The organism is Methanosarcina sp. 1.H.T.1A.1 (assembly GCF_000979295.1).
GTDB lineage: Archaea > Halobacteriota > Methanosarcinia > Methanosarcinales > Methanosarcinaceae > Methanosarcina.
In genome coordinates, this window is the sequence record NZ_JJQY01000002.1 from 1 (window position 1) to 15,819 (window position 15,819).

Annotated in this window: 13 protein-coding genes; 9 read left to right on the top strand and 4 right to left on the bottom strand. The window is 34.2% G+C overall.

Annotated elements, in window-relative coordinates; all coding sequences use genetic code 11:
* The 9 genes from rfbB to istB all read left to right on the top strand — a co-directional run.
* On the top strand, positions 1–954 hold a 954-nt coding region (gene rfbB / locus EO95_RS00130), incomplete at its 5' end, for a dTDP-glucose 4,6-dehydratase (RefSeq protein WP_235282779.1).
* On the top strand, positions 927–1,736 hold the full coding sequence (rfbD, locus tag EO95_RS00135; RefSeq protein ID WP_048131301.1) for a dTDP-4-dehydrorhamnose reductase: 810 nt from the start codon (positions 927–929) through the stop codon (positions 1,734–1,736). The genes rfbB and rfbD, both read left to right, overlap by 28 nt.
* Complete coding sequence (locus EO95_RS00140) at positions 1,733–2,440, top strand: sugar phosphate nucleotidyltransferase (RefSeq protein ID WP_048131236.1); 708 nt, start codon at positions 1,733–1,735, stop codon at positions 2,438–2,440. The genes rfbD and EO95_RS00140 overlap by 4 nt, the downstream gene beginning before the upstream one ends.
* 380 nt (positions 2,441–2,820) lie before the next feature.
* Positions 2,821–3,492: a class I SAM-dependent methyltransferase gene (locus tag EO95_RS00145; protein WP_048131237.1), complete on the top strand. Its 672-nt coding sequence runs from the start codon at positions 2,821–2,823 to the stop codon at positions 3,490–3,492.
* A gap of 31 nt (positions 3,493–3,523) precedes the next feature.
* The gene (locus tag EO95_RS00150; protein WP_048131238.1) at positions 3,524–4,975 is read left to right on the top strand and encodes a flippase; all 1,452 of its coding nucleotides are present in this window, start codon (positions 3,524–3,526) and stop codon (positions 4,973–4,975) included.
* Positions 4,976–5,059: 84 nt separating this feature from the next.
* Positions 5,060–5,806 carry a glycosyltransferase gene (locus EO95_RS00155; protein ID WP_048131239.1) on the top strand — a complete coding sequence of 249 codons (747 nt, stop codon included), beginning with the start codon at positions 5,060–5,062 and terminating at the stop codon, positions 5,804–5,806.
* Positions 5,807–6,624: 818 nt separating this feature from the next.
* Positions 6,625–7,698, top strand: a complete 1,074-nt coding sequence (locus tag EO95_RS00165) for a glycosyltransferase family 2 protein (RefSeq protein WP_200894961.1) — start codon at positions 6,625–6,627, stop codon at positions 7,696–7,698.
* Between the two features lie 124 nt (positions 7,699–7,822).
* The gene (istA, locus tag EO95_RS00170) at positions 7,823–9,067 is read left to right on the top strand and encodes an IS21 family transposase (RefSeq protein WP_048131242.1); all 1,245 of its coding nucleotides are present in this window, start codon (positions 7,823–7,825) and stop codon (positions 9,065–9,067) included.
* Entirely contained in the window at positions 9,064–9,837 is a 774-nt protein-coding gene (gene istB, locus EO95_RS00175) for an IS21-like element helper ATPase IstB (RefSeq protein ID WP_048131243.1), read from the top strand. The genes istA and istB overlap by 4 nt, the downstream gene beginning before the upstream one ends.
* A gap of 169 nt (positions 9,838–10,006) precedes the next feature.
* Here the strand turns inward: istB and EO95_RS00180 are convergent, their stop codons facing one another.
* From EO95_RS00180 to EO95_RS00195, 4 genes are all read right to left on the bottom strand, one after another.
* Positions 10,007–12,271, bottom strand: a complete 2,265-nt coding sequence (locus EO95_RS00180) for a DUF2206 domain-containing protein (RefSeq protein ID WP_048131244.1) — start codon at positions 12,269–12,271, stop codon at positions 10,007–10,009.
* Between the two features lie 260 nt (positions 12,272–12,531).
* On the bottom strand, positions 12,532–13,032 hold the full coding sequence (locus EO95_RS00185; protein ID WP_048131245.1) for a glycosyltransferase family 1 protein: 501 nt from the start codon (positions 13,030–13,032) through the stop codon (positions 12,532–12,534).
* A 1-nt stretch (position 13,033) separates the two neighbouring features.
* A complete protein-coding gene (locus EO95_RS00190) occupies positions 13,034–14,287 on the bottom strand; it encodes a glycosyltransferase family 4 protein (protein ID WP_200894962.1) in 1,254 nt (417 codons plus the stop codon).
* A 363-nt stretch (positions 14,288–14,650) separates the two neighbouring features.
* Positions 14,651–15,805: a glycosyltransferase family 4 protein gene (locus EO95_RS00195; RefSeq protein WP_048131246.1), complete on the bottom strand. Its 1,155-nt coding sequence runs from the start codon at positions 15,803–15,805 to the stop codon at positions 14,651–14,653.
* Positions 15,806–15,819: the final 14 nt, after the last annotated feature.

Sequence of the window (15,819 nt, forward strand, 5' to 3'; positions counted from 1 at the left end):
AAACTACTGGTAACTGGTGGCTGCGGATTCATAGGCAGCAATTTCATCCGCTATATGCTGGAAAAATATCCGGATTATCAAATTGTAAACCTTGACAAACTAACCTATGCCGGAAACCCCACCAACCTCAAAGACCTTGAAAACAATCCTAATTACTCTTTTGTCAAAGGCGACATCTGCGACCCTGTAATTGTCAATGAAGTAATGAAAAAGGTAGATCAGGTTGTCCATTTCGCAGCCGAAAGCCATGTTGACCGTTCAATTGAAGACGGTTCAGTCTTCGTTATGACAAACGTACTCGGAACAAACACCCTTCTGCAGAGCGCCCTTGCAAATAACATAAAAAAGTTTATCCATATTTCAACTGATGAGGTTTACGGAAGCACCATGGAAGGTTCTTTTATCGAAACAGACAACCTGAACCCTTCGAGCCCCTATTCTTCAAGCAAAGCAGGTTCGGATCTGCTTGCAAAATCATACTACACTACATACGGTCTGCCAGTATGCATAACCCGATGTACAAACAACTTCGGACCTTACCAGTATCCTGAAAAATTAATTCCCTTTTTCATCAGTAGATTAATGGAAGGAAAGAAAATACCTGTCTACGGTACCGGTCTGAACATAAGAGACTGGATCCATGTTGAAGACCACTGCTCTGCAGTAGACTTTGTCCTCCACAAAGGCAGTAGCGGAGAAATCTACAACATCGACGGCGGAAATGAACTGACAAACCTTGAAATCACTCACCGCCTTCTTAAAATGCTTGGCAAAGATGAATCTTCAATCGAGTACGTTGAAGATAGAAAAGGCCACGATTTCCGGTACTCCCTTGACGGCAGCAAACTGGAAAAAATGGGCTGGAAACCCCAATATGATTTTGATACTGCTCTGGAACAGACAGTCAGGTGGTACGTCGAAAACAAATGGTGGTGGGAGCCATTAAAACGCTGATAATAGGTTCTAACGGAATGCTTGGCTCAGACCTCTGCAAAGTCTTTCCCTACGCCGTCAAACTAACTCATAAAAATCTTGACATTACCAACCGGACGAGGGTAATAAACTGCATTCAAGAGATAAGACCTGATGTTGTAATAAATGCAGCAGCCTATACCAATGTGGACGGCTGTGAAGACAACAAGGAACTTGCATTTCAGGTCAATGGATACGGACCGGGGTACATTGCAGAAGCCTGCACCAAAGTTGGTGCATCACTTGTTCATTTCAGTACTGATTATGTTTTTGAAGGCTCCAAAAAAGAGTATGTAGAGTCTGAGATCCCAAATCCAATTAATGTATACGGCCATTCAAAATTGCTCGGTGAAAAGAAAATCATCGAGAATATGAATGATTACAGGATTGTAAGAATTTCCTGGCTTTTTGGCATTCATGGGAAAAATTTCGTTGAAACCATGCTAAAGTTATCCGGGGAAATGGATAATGTTAAGGTGGTCAACGACCAGTTCGGCAAACCTACCTACACAATGGACCTTGCCAGCAAAGTAAAAGAAATAATTGAACTAGAGCCCGGAATTTATCATATTACAAATGATGGAATCTGTTCCTGGTATGAATTTGCTTCATCTATTATTGATAACGTGGTTCCCTGTACCAGTGAAGAATTCCAAAGAAAAGCAAAAAGGCCGAAATATTCAGTTCTCGTGAATACTAAAACAGAACCCATGAGGCACTGGAAAGAAGCGCTTAAAGCCTATTTGAAGGAGAGAAATATATGAAAGGCGTAATACTTGCAGGCGGTACAGGCAGCAGACTGTATCCTCTAACCAAAGTGACTAACAAACACCTTTTGCCGGTTTATGACAAACCAATGATTTACTACCCAATGGAGACTCTAATAAACGCCGGAATAAAAGACATTATGATCGTATCCGGCAGAGGGCATGCAGGGCATTTTCTTGAACTTTTAGGTTCAGGGGTAGACCATGGAGTGCATTTTACCTATGAAATTCAGGAAAAAGCCGGAGGTATTGCCCAGGCACTTAGCTTAGCCGAAGATTTTGTTGATGGGGACAGTGTAACTGTTATTCTTGGAGATAACATCTTCCAGGATAACATCAAAGAGGATGTCACAAATTTCAATGGTGGTGCCAGGATTTTTCTGAAAGAAGTCACAGATGCTCACAGGTTTGGCGTGGCAGAACTGAAGGGTGAAAAAGTAATAGGCATCGAGGAAAAACCAAAAGTGCCAAAAACCAATTTTGCAGTTACAGGGCTTTATATTTATGGCTCTGATGTTTTTGATGCAATTAAAACACTCAAGCCTTCCGGAAGAGGTGAACTTGAGATAACGGACGTAAATAATTATTACATAAGCGAAGGGGCCATGGAGTACGGGGTTCTTGGGGGGTTCTGGAGTGACGCCGGGACTTTTGAAAGTTTGTTAAGAGCTAGTGAAATGGTAAAAATACATATGAGATAACTTGCTCTTAGTCATTTTTTTGTGGAGATGAGATTCAATTTGAAGCCCGTTGGTTTTTATATGATAGATATCTGCACAAAATAGCGAAGATCAGGTTGTATCAAAACTCGATCAATTTCTATAATTGGATAGCGAGAATTGTTGACTTTAAATATAAAAAATTATACAGAAATGCGAGTATAATATAGCCTTATAATAGAATGATTTACCCTAGTAGAATCAAATGTAGTTTTGAGATAGCCTAAATTTTGGAATAAACCAAAGGTACTATTTTGAGTTTAATGCAATAGTTACTGATAGTTTTAGGAACAAGCAATCCCACAATATCTAGGAGAAGTGGATCTTTCATTGAAACTGAAGTTTAAAAATCGGAGAAATAGATGTCAAAAGAAGATATGTACAACAATAAGAGTTGCATTTACTATTCAAATATTCGATGGGATATAATTGACCTAATACCCGAAGGAGATCACAAGGTACTCGAAGTTGGATGTGGTGCAGGGAATACTCTGATGAAAATAAAAGAAGTTAATAAAGCCAAAGAGATATACGGAGTAGAGATAAACAAAGAAAGTATACAAGAAAATATCAGAAATATTAATAAAGTAGCTATTGGGAACGTCGAACAGATTGATCCGCAATTTCCAGAGGAATTATTTGATTTCATTATATTTGGAGATGTTTTAGAACATTTAATCAACCCAGAAGAGGTTTTAAAAAAGTACTTGAAATATCTTAAAAAGAATGGAATAATTATTGCAAGCATACCCAATATAAAAAATTATGCTGTGCTATTTAATCTAATAATTCGAGATAAGTTTGAATACAAAGATGCTGGTATCTTAGACCGAACCCATTTGAGATTTTTTACAAAAAGGGAAATAATAAACATGTTCGATAGATCTAACATGCATATAATAAAAATTAAATTAAAGCTTAATTTTCCAATAAAATTTAGAGGTAAATATGTTCATTTTGATAGTGAGAATGTAATTCCTGGTTCCTCTTTCTTTACATCTCAGTATATAGTCTGCGCTAAAAAAAAGTTCTGAATTATGAAGAATAACCTAGGAATGAGATGAGTTGAATACTATCCAAAAAATTACTAAAAATACATCTGTTTTGTTTGTCGCACAGATAGTAAGCTTAGGACTGGGCTTTCTTTATACAATATATACAGCCCGTTATCTAGGGGCCGGCAGATTCGGAATTCTATGTTTTGCACTGGCATTTACAAGTATTTTTGGAGTATTTGCAGATTTGGGACTTAACACATTAGCCACTCGAGAGATTTCTAGGAATATGTCACTATCAAGAAAGTATCTTGGGAACATAATTCCGTTAAAGGTAATTCTAGCTATAATCACTTTAGGTTTTATTGTGCAAATAATAAACCTGATAGGATATTCTGATGAAACTAAAAAAGTTGTGTATATTATTGCATTATCTGCCATACTTACAACTTTTACAGGAATATTCAATTCAATATTTCAGGCATTTGAGAAGATGGAATATCAATCTATAGGTTTGATATTACAGAGTATGTTAATGTTTATTGGGGTACTTTTTGCATTAAATCAAAGGTTAGATATTATTAGTTTTTCCTTCATTTATTTAGTTGTCAATTTTATTGTTTTGGGATACAGTTCTATAATCTGTGTATGGAAGTTTGTTTTACCTAAATTTGAGGTTGATTGGAGTTTTTGGACGCATACTATAAAAGCAGCTCTTCCCTTTGGACTTACTGGAATTTCTGGCCTGGCCTATACATACACAGATTCTGTTATGCTTTCGTTAATGCAAGGAGATGAGGTTGTTGGATGGTACAGCGCAGCCTATAGGTTACCACTGATTTTGTTATTTATTCCAAGCGTTATTAATATTTCAATTTTCCCTTTGATGTCCCGATCTTATATCTCATCGAAAAGTTCTTTGAAATCAATATGTGAAGTATATTGCATATCCATGTTGATCATTGGCATTCCTATTGGAGTCGGGACAACTGCACTCGCGGATAAGATAATTTTGTTAATATTTGGAAGTGGATACGAGCCATCAGTAATTGCATTGAAAATACTTATCTGGACAATAGTAATTACTTATTCAGGTGCCGCATTTGTGAAATTATTTGAATCAACAAATAGACAAATAGTTATAACAAAAATATCAGGTATTTGTTTAGTGGTAAATATTATACTTAACTTGTTGTTGATTCCTAAATTCAGTTACATTGGTGCCAGTGTTGCTACAGTAATCACAGAGTTCATTCTTGTTGGGAGCATATTTATTTATTCATATAAAAGTGGATACGGAATTCCAGGAAAAAAACTTATTAGGATAATATCAAAAATAACTGTCTCTAGCATAATAATGGGCGTTTTTGTCTGGTATTTTGTGAACTTGAACTTATTACTATTGGTATCATTAGCAATTCCATTATATTTTGGAGTGCTCTATATGCTTAGAGATAGGGGATATATTTTGGAATTGAAACAGATGAAACAGATAAGTCTAGCCAAAAATAATAGTAAGTAGAGATAAGGTATTGTACATTAGCAACATACAAAAAGATTAAACTAATTATGATTGTTTTTGAATGTATATTAGAGTGGTGGATCAATGATTTCAATAGTGTGCGTAAATAATAATGACAAAATCCTTAATAATTATCTACTGAAAAGTCTAGAAAATCAAACGTTAGATTACGAACTAATTATTGTGGATAATACGAAAGGAACTTTCAAATCAGCGGCAGAAGCTCTAAATTATGGTGGAAGAAAGGCAAAAAGAAAATACATAATGTTTGTACATAACGACGTAAGTTTATCTTCAAATAAATGGTTAGAAGAAACCGAAAAGATGTTAGATTCTTTATCTAATTTAGGAATTGCAGGAGTTGCAGGAAAAAAAAATCATGACGGTGTAATGACAAATGTTACACATGGTGATCCACCAAAATTAGCTGGGAAAATTAGTATTCAGAGTCCAATAAAAGTCCAAACTCTGGATGAATGTTTAATAATAATTCCTAAATGTGTGTTCGAGGTACTGCAGTTTGATGAAAAAGTATGTGACAATTGGCATTTATATGCAGTAGACTATTGTTTAAGCGTAAAAATACTTGGTTTTGATGCTTATGTAATACCTAAAGGGATATATCATAGATCTTCAGGATATTCGATGTCAGAAATATATTATGTGACTTTAAAAAAAGTATCAAATAAACATAACAAAAGTTATAAAAACGTATATACAACAATGGGAGATTGGAACACCTCTAATCCTCTGATTTTGCAGAGAATCTGGAAGAAATTAAAATGTATACCAAAATACCTATCGGCAAAATTGATAGCTGAAAGATGCTGAAAATATTATTAAATTCTCGCGGGTTTCTCTCCTCGGGGAGAGACCCTCAACCTGTTTGCCGGATCCTTATTAGGGAAGCTCGAGCCGTGAATTCTACAGCAGTGTAAGTTCCAGTCTTTCTGGCACCTCCTCAATGAAGTGGCGCTCCGGCACCTTGTTCAGGCTCTGCCAGGGAGATCATGAAGGGGGTGCTCGTGATCGGCGCATATATTGGCGCATTCTGGGGGCTTATGCAGTGGTAGAAACGTGGATTATTTATGGTGTACTTTTTGCCGGGATTACGGTTGTGTGTCTCAGGAGGGGAAATGGAGCAACTATGGAACATGATTCATGAGGTTATAAAACTGAAGAATGATAACCGCAATTTGATTAGTTCAAAAAGCAAGTTAAAAACTCACATTTCGACCCCCCTTTCAAAAAGAAGGTTATTTTTGAGACCATTGAATAAATTTATTGTATCAGCTGAAAAAATAGAATCCATAATGTCAATAAGTTGTGCATGAATCTTACAATTCCGCGAAAATTCCGGCCCATTCTATAAAAATTACCACACAGTTGAGATATATTTCATCAAGAACTCATGAGAAATGCAAAATTTAATGTATAAGTGGGCGCGAAATGGGCACCGGACTGTATTAATAAAAAGATTAAGTTGGGTTTTATTGGAGGGGTCGAAATGTGAGTTAAAAACAAAAAATGGGATTGATAAATAGTGTTACTAGATACAGTTTTATGAAATGTGCAGATGCCCGCACAAGTTTGCGGAATTCGGCTGAATTCATAGAAAAAATTTATAAGTACAACTCGAAATATTATAAGTGTCGGTAGGAAAAATAATGTTCCCAAAAGTGAGTATCATTATTCTCAATTGGAATGGTTGGAAAGATACCATTGAGTGTTTAGAATCACTTTATCAAATAGATTATCCAAATTATGACGTTATTGTTGTTGATAACGCCTCAAAAAATGAATCAATTGAGAAAATAAAGGAATATGCAAAAGGTGAAATTGAAGTAAAATCAAAGTTTTTCATATTTAATCCGGACAACAAACCAAAAAAAGTCATCGAGTACACAACGGATGGATTGGAATCCAAAAATGAGAATTTAGAGAAATATGAAAATCTGGACTCTGACAGAAAATTGATCATAATAAAAAACGATGAAAATTATGGATTTGCCGAAGGAAATAACATTGCTATAAGATACGCTTTGAAGACTTTAAAACCTGGATATGTACTATTATTAAACAATGATACTGTTGTTGACAATTATTTTGTAAAAGAATTAGTGACAATTGGAGAAAGAGACAAATCAATAGGAATAATAGGTCCAAAAATATATTATTATGATAGAGACGGAAAAAATAATGTTATTTGGTTTGCAGGAGGAAAAATAGGGAAATGGTCAGGAAAAACCTATCATTTAGGGCGCGATAAAGAAGACAAAGATATTTACGATGAAATCAAGGAATGTGAATATCTAACTGGCTGTGCAATACTACTTCGGAGAAATTTAGTAGAACAGTTGAAAGGGTTTGATAGCTCTTATTTTGCATACTATGAAGACGTAGATCTTTCAGTTAGAGCCACGAGAAGAGGTTGGAAAAATGTATATGTTCCAACGTCAAAAGTGTGGCATAAGGTTTCAAAGAGTACTACAAAAAGAGGGAAAAAATTTTCTCCGACAACAATATATTATATAACCAGAAATAAAATATTATTTATGAAGAAACACAAAAGTAAATTTAGATATATATTGTTTATTATATATTTTATAACATATAGAAATGCGCAAATGTTTATGTATTTACTTCTTATCGAAAAAGACACAACGTTATTAAAGAAATTCTACCAAGGAATGATAGCTAGCAAACCATTTAATAAAAGTTAATAACTCGTAACCTGCTTTCGGCAGGTAAATGTATAGTGTCAAGGCCGGTGAATAATTCCTCATTTTAGCCGGATTAAAATTCCCCAATTTCCAATCCTTGAGAAAAACTCGAGGATCCTAAATAATGCTGAAAACGGAGGAATGGCTATTGATACGAGATTTGTATTCACAAGGCTTTAGCATCAGTGAAATCGCCAGACAAACAGGTTTTGACAGGAAAACTGTGGGGAAATATCTTCGGCTGAAAACCTTGCCTGAACCCCAGAGACGTCCTGGAAGGAAGAGCAAGCTTGATCCATACAAACCTTATATTCTTGATAAACTCAAAGAAGGTCCCTATACTGCTATTCGCCTCTATCGGGAAATCAAAGAAATGGGTTTTGATGGAGGAAAAACCATAGTCAAGGACTTCGTACAAAAAGTCCGACCTGAGCAGGGAATCCCTGCCGTACTCCGATATGAAACAAAACCAGGTGTCCAGGCTCAGGTTGACTGGGGAGAGTTAGGAACTGTTGAGGTTGATGGAAAGGTAAAGAAGCTTTACTGTTTTAACATGATTCTTGGATATTCCAGAATGAGATATGTTGAATTTACACTGAGCATAGACACTCCAACTCTAATTCAGTGTCATCTGAACGCTTTTGAGTACTTTGGAGGATTTCCACAGGAGATTCTCTATGATAACATGAAGCAGGTTGTTATCAAAAGAGCCTTAAAGTCATCAGATTCTGAATGGAACTCACAGTTTGAGGATTTCTTCAAATGCTTTGGTTTTATTCCACGGTTATGCAGGCCTTACAGGCCTCAGACAAAAGGCAAAATTGAAAATACAGTCGGTTACGTTAAGAGGGATTTTTTCCTTGGAAGAAGGTTTTCCTCTCTTGAAGACCTGAACGCCCAAGTTCACAGGTGGTTAGAAAGGGTAAATTCAACTGTCCATGGAACAACCTATCAAATCCCTATTGAACGCTTTAAGGAGGAGAACCTGAGCCCTCTGGGCCAGGTTCCTCCTTACAAAGTTGTCCATAAGGAGACCAGAAAGGTCTCCAGAGACTGTTATATTTCTTTCCTTGGAAATAAGTATTCTGTTCCTTACAGGTTTGCAGGAAGAACTGCAGAGCTTCAGATCTTTGAAGGAAAATTTGATGTCTATGTTGATTATGAGAAGATCTGTGAACATGAAATTCTTCCCGGAAACTGCAGAGTTTCAAGGAAAAAGGAACATTTCCAGGGTCTTCTGAGCGAGATTCTTAAAGAGAATTCAAAATGCAAGAAAAATTCACAGATTCCGTTGAAATTCTCAGGTCCAGAAGTTGAAAAAAGGTCTCTTGATGTCTATGAAACATTCAGTGAAGGTGGTTTTGAATGAACAACTTCAGCTACGAAAGGATTCACAGTAACTTGCAGTACCTGAAACTGAATACAATCGAAGAGCTCCTTGATAACTGCCTTGAAATTGCTGCAAGGGACAGCAAGACAACAATGGAAGTCCTTGATTATCTGTTTGAACGGGAAAAGAAACACAAGGAAGCTGCTGCAATTGAGAGAAGGATGAAAAGTGCAGGTTTTCCTGTGAAAAAGACGCTTGAAGAATTCGATTTTGAGTTTCAGTTATCTATTGATAAAAAAGTCATAGAAGACCTTGCAACCTTGAGATTTGTTCATAATGCAGAAAACGTTGTTTTGCTCGGTCCTCCTGGCGTTGGAAAGTCGCATCTTGCAATTGCTCTTGGAATTGAAGCGGTAAAAGCAGGAATTTCGGTTTACTTTACCAATACAGGAAACCTTATTGAAAGGTTGAAATTAGCAAATAGAGAAGGAACGCTTGAAAAGAAACTCAGGGACTTGATGAAATATAAAGTGCTGATAATTGATGAAATAGGATATCTCCCATTTGACGAAGAAGGAGCTCACTGCTTATTTCAGCTAATCTCCAGACGTTATGAAAAGTGTTCAACGATCCTGACATCAAACAAGTCATACGGAGAATGGGGAGAGATATTCCAGGATCAAGTAATAGCGGCTGCTGTACTGGATCGCATACTCCATCATTCTACTACGATTAACATAAAAGGAGAGAGCTATAGGCTAAAGGAAAGGAAAAAACAGGGAATAAAAATGGGAAATATGTATCAGTGATTTTAGAGTAAGCTTTTAAAAAATTGAGTAAAATTTATATCAGCATATGAGGAAATTTATACCGGCTAATGTGAGGAAAAGTAAACCGGCCTTGACATATAGCTTAATCAGTATCTCCGAACGAAGTTTATACTTTAGTCAAAAAGTATAAACTACGATAAAAATCAGGTTATGAATAAAGGATTTTACTACCTCCATTAGAATATATGGAATTTAATTTATCCAAAAAAGGATCCATCTCTTTAATATCGTAATAAGTTGGAGCAGAAAGCTTTGGATCATATCCAATGCAAACACCTTCAACAATATTTAAATAACTTAAATATACATAATTTCCTTTGTTAATTTGTGTTGTATCACTATTTAGAGGATATATTTTGGCAGGCGATATCAAGCCATAAGCAATAAGTGCACTACCACCCTCACCATTTCCTTTAGTAGCATAAACATTGCTTTTTTGAACCATATTTAAAGATAACCATTTAGCATTAAACACATTATCTTCATACATGTAATCAATAAAATAACCTTTGTGTTCGAGATCTCCATACTGTTTCACACTTTCTTGACTCAATGAGATGGAAGAGGGATTGTCTTTGAAAACTTCAAAAATAAACCCACTGTTAAATAGAAGGAAAATTATAAAAAATACATACAATGTTCTTAATTCGAATTTAGTGACCTGAGAAAAACAAGTATTCTTTAATATTCTGCAACTTAGCAATTTGATACAAATAATACCACCTATCACCCCAATTGGAGAAAGGAAAAAAAGAGATAGATGATATAATCTATAAGGATTCATTACTGCAAAGCCAGAAATTACGATTCCTGCCACACATATGAGGAGCCAATACAGAGAGAAACAAGAATAAATATTTTCGAATTTTGCAATACATTCTTTTATAGAGACAGCTAAAAGCCCAACACAAATAAAAAACATGGTTACATAATGTAACATTTTATAGATCAACCGTAAAAGAGAGTCTGGAGAACTTGCAAAGTAATTCATGCCCCTCGAATATTCGGGGCTCATAAAATTTATATAAATTGTTTCAAAAATATTAGTTCCAAGATTGAAAATTGAATTAAATATAGATGAATTCGAAATATATAGATACCACGCAAATACCATCGTACAAAATATTATGAGATAATTTAGAGAGATATATTTGTTTATTCCATTCAATTCGTTGTTCTTCATAATTAAAAAATAAGTATTTGATTTATTTTGCGAGAGATATGAGACAATACGTCCATAAATAGACAAACTAACAAAAACAAAAAGTAAAGAGAACAGAATAAGGTAAGAAGTCCCATAGTGAGAAACAATTAAAGAGAAGGAAAGAACAATCAATAAGAATTTGGATGTGGCATCTTTTTTAAAATCAAACATTAAGAGTAATAATAAAGCGAAGAATATTTCGGCTGTTGACTGTTTACATAAAGAGGGTATAACTTTGTAGAAAGGATATAAAGACATGAAATAGAAAGAAGCTAAAAATGCAATTTTTTCATTCGTTAGTTTATTATATAGACTGTAAAGTCCTAAGGGAATAAAAGAATATAAAAATGGATAAACTATTTTATAGACCCACGTCAAATTGAAACCACATAGAATTTTAAAGATCGGTGCAATTAGCGTTACACTTAACATAGAATTATAATTAGAAGGAAGTGTAGAATTCCAATATAAATTATTAATTACCAAAGATGAAAAATATAATTCACTAATTGCATCATATTTATTCACATACATAGATATCAACGTATCGTGAAATATAAGTGAAATTGATATTATCCATACTGCCAAAGGATATAATTTATTGGGCACAAACACATCAAATCCAATAAGAAATACAAGAACGGAGATTAAAACAAACATTGCCATTAAAATGCCATTATAATGATAAAAGTTCACACAATATGTTCCAAATATACATAAGAAAGGAATAATAAATAGAGAAAGAAATTGAGAGGAAAAAATTTCTTTGAGATCTATATAATTTGGTTCTGAAAATTCCTTATCTCTTAAATAACAAATTAAACATAAAATCAGTATAAACACAAAAATTGTAAACATTAAATACTTTAGAGAAAGTGGAGTATAAATACCAAATAACGGATATGTAACATTTATGAAAAGTCCAATAGACATTAAAGAAAAGAGACTCAAACCAATTGAAAAGAATAGTGTTTTAGTGATACCTAACTTATGTAATTTAAGTATTCGAAGTATAAGAATGCCTGGTACAAATGCAAGATCAATAAAACAAATTATCTGCCTTATTATTGAGATTTGATATGTTATTGAGACAGAGATTACACTGTCAAACATAATTAGTCCAAAAACGGAAAGTTGAACAGAGAATATTATTATTAGAAAATTCTTTATGCACCAATCATTGATTTGAAAAGGATCTTTTATTTTCATTATAATACCCGTTCTCACAAATCTGTAGAAAGTTCCATATACACATTTAGCGTTTCTTTGCCAAACTTTTCCCAACTAAAAAACTTAGGACTCACCGCGAAATAACATAGGCAGTTTTTAAGAATGTATTAAATAACTTTCACGAGCAAGATAGCTGATTTAACTTTAACTAAATTGTCTATTGCCTAAGTTATTTCGTTACAAATCCTTAGCCCTTTCCAGTCCTTTTGCAATCATTTTGTTTTTGAGATCATCGTCTGTCAATCCCTATAAATTGAATTTGCTAATTCTGCTGGATTAAGAGGATCAAAAAGACATCCTGCATCCCCTAGAACTTCCGGAAGAGAGGAAGTGTTTGACACAATTACAGGAGTGCCACAAGCCATTGCCTCAAGAGGTGGTAATCCAAAACCTTCGTACAAAGAAGGATAAACAAATAAATCAGCTGCATTATACAAAGCAGGCAAATCTTCATCGGGAACATAACCTGTAAATATGACATCGTTTTGCAGGTTTAATTCATTCACTAAATATAAGAGTATCTCTATATGTTCCTCAAATACGGAAGATGTACTTACTTGTTCATAACTAGTGCTGCGATTCCCAAATAAATCCATTATTTGGGGAGGGATTTGTTGATCACGAGATGGATTTTGAAGTTTAGGTTTATGGATGTAATCTGGAATCGATACACTAGTCAATAACTCACGAATACAACTTATGTAAGGAAGATAAAGATTGGATATAAAACAAACTTTCATATTAACTCCTAAGTAACGAATCTGTATACGCTTTAAGAGTACCTTGTGTACATTTTTCCCACGAAAAATTCTTCTCTACAAGTTTTCTCCCGTTCTCCCCCATTTCAATTCTTAAAGCTTCATTGTTTAGCAGATAAAGCATAGAATCTGCTAGTGAGTTTTGATCTTTAGGAGGAACTAATAACCCAGTTTCTCTATGCTTTATTACGTATTGTATTCCTCCCACTTTTGTACCTATTACAGGTTTACCACACGCACCCCCTTCTATCAACACCATCCCAAATCCTTCTGTAATTCTTGTTGAGGGTAACACAATAATGTCTGAACCTCTATAATATTCTATTAATTCCTTTTCCTCAATAAATCCAGAAAATATTACTTTATCAGAAATATTCAGATCTTCACACATTTTTTGATAAATAGGGATCATATCCCCTTTTCCAACAATAATCAAATAAACATCTTTTTTAATTTTAGATACCTTATCAAAAGCTTGGATCAAATAATCTACGCCTTTATGTGTGTGGGTCCTGCGGAGTTGACCTACAAAAAGAATAATATTTGATGAATGAGGTATGTTATAAGCATCGTGTGGCTTGAATGATTTGCCAACAGTATAATTTTCAAGATCAACTGCTGGAGGAACTAATACAAGCTTATTTTTAAAAGGATCAAGAAATTGTGATTCATTATAACAATAAGGAGATGCTGTAATTATTGGAGAACTAATTTTAAGAGGTATGGTTCCGAATGTATGATTGTAAATAGTCGAAATTAAGTTCATGAAAAAAGTAGGTTTAATAACATCGTTATGGTAAGTCAGTACAAATGGGACCTTATAAATCTTACTGACAATTGAAGCAACCTCTGCATAAAAGGGAACAGGAGTTACTCCATTAATTATATCATACCCATTATCTTTGACTAATTTAGACATTTTGAAAAAAAGATCAAATCTTATAGGGGTATTATAAAAGGTAAAATTTGGTTTATGCCTGATAACTTTAATACCATAAATTTGTTCGATAGAATCTACATCATTTCTTGTACTACATAATACAGTAACATTATGTCCTTTTCTTACCATCTGTTTTGCTACATTGTATTCATAATTTTCCAGTCCTCCAAGTTCCGGAAAAAAGTAAGGGCAAACCATAAGTATATTTAAAGATTTTTTCTCCCTTTGAACAAGTTGGTCCAAATTTGGGATAATGGTTCTGCTTGCAGCAACCTTCATAATAGGATTCAATTTCATTTACTATTTCCTCCCAATCATACTTTTTTGGCATCCTCTTCAAATAGAGTGGAAAGCTCTTCACTTTCAACTTAATGTACTTTTTTCTCTGATAAATTGAGCCAGAGATAGTATCTCAAATTTCTTGCTCACTCTGTCAAACATATACTGATATGCACTTACACCCAGTTTTTTGCAGTCTGAACAAAGGAGTACGGTCGGCAGCAAGGGTATAAATTGTGCGAACCTCCATTTTCACTAAATTCTTTTGACTGCTGTTTAATGACTTCGCTTACACCAGAATAGATCCTAAATTCGTGAACAAATATTGCAACATTCAAACATTACTTTCAATAAAACCGAAACCCATAAAAGAATTTAATGTTATATTGAATTATATAATTGATCCATTTTTTTAGATATTATTTCCCAACTATAATTAAATACAACAAATTCTTTACATCCTTCCATCAGCTTCTTCAAAGATAGATCATCCTGAAATAATCCAATAATCTTTTCTGCGAGTTGTTCAAAATTTTCAGAAGAAAAAACACATATATTCTCTTTTGGTAGCATTTGCGTGAAACAGGGAAGATCACTAACAACTAGAGGAGTACCACATATAAGAGATTCCAATGTAACTATACCCTGAGTCTCCCCGAAAATACTTGGTACTACAGTTAAATCCGCAATGTGGTAACATAATACTAATTCATAAAAAGAAACAAAACCCATGAAGATTACATTTTGTTCCAATTTAGAGTCTGATACTATTTTTTTTAAAGAGTTTTTGAGTGGACCATCACCTACAATTATTAATTTTGTATCTGGGCAACTTTTATTAATAATAGCATAAGCCTTGATTAAGTCCAAAATTCCTTTCCTATCTACTAAACGACCGACAAACAATAAAATTCGTTCATTTTCTTTAAGACCCAACTTTTCCTTAAAATGTATTATATCTCTTACATCCACCATATAATCCTGTGGATATATCCCATTCGGAACAATTTCCAAATTGTTGAGACCAAATTCACTAAAGATTCTCTTATTCTCGGCATTATGGACAACAACCTTGCGAGCACCTCTCAAAATAAATATTCCAATCGTTGAGATGTATAGATCTTGAAAAACGGATTTTATTTTGGAATTATAAATTAGCTTATTTGTATGGCAGGTAATAATCAAAGGATATTTTTTAATTCTATTCATAAATCCAGCTATTATTGTTCCAAAAAGAAAAAAATCATGAGCATGAACGATATCAAAATCGCTCTTCATCAATTCTATAAATATTGATGGTGTAATTGGGTTATTAAGTGGTCTACCCAACGACCTCAAAGGAATTACATGTACATTTGGATGAATATCAATTGAACTTATATCTCCGACATCATTCGGACAATAAATTGTAACATAGTGACCTTGTTTTGCTTGAAGCTGTGACAGATCATAAACATGTTTAGCAATACCACTAACTGCAGGTGGATATTTTGTACAAATATGACAGATATGTAATTTATTTTGGGATTCCCCCATTTTCACACCTACTA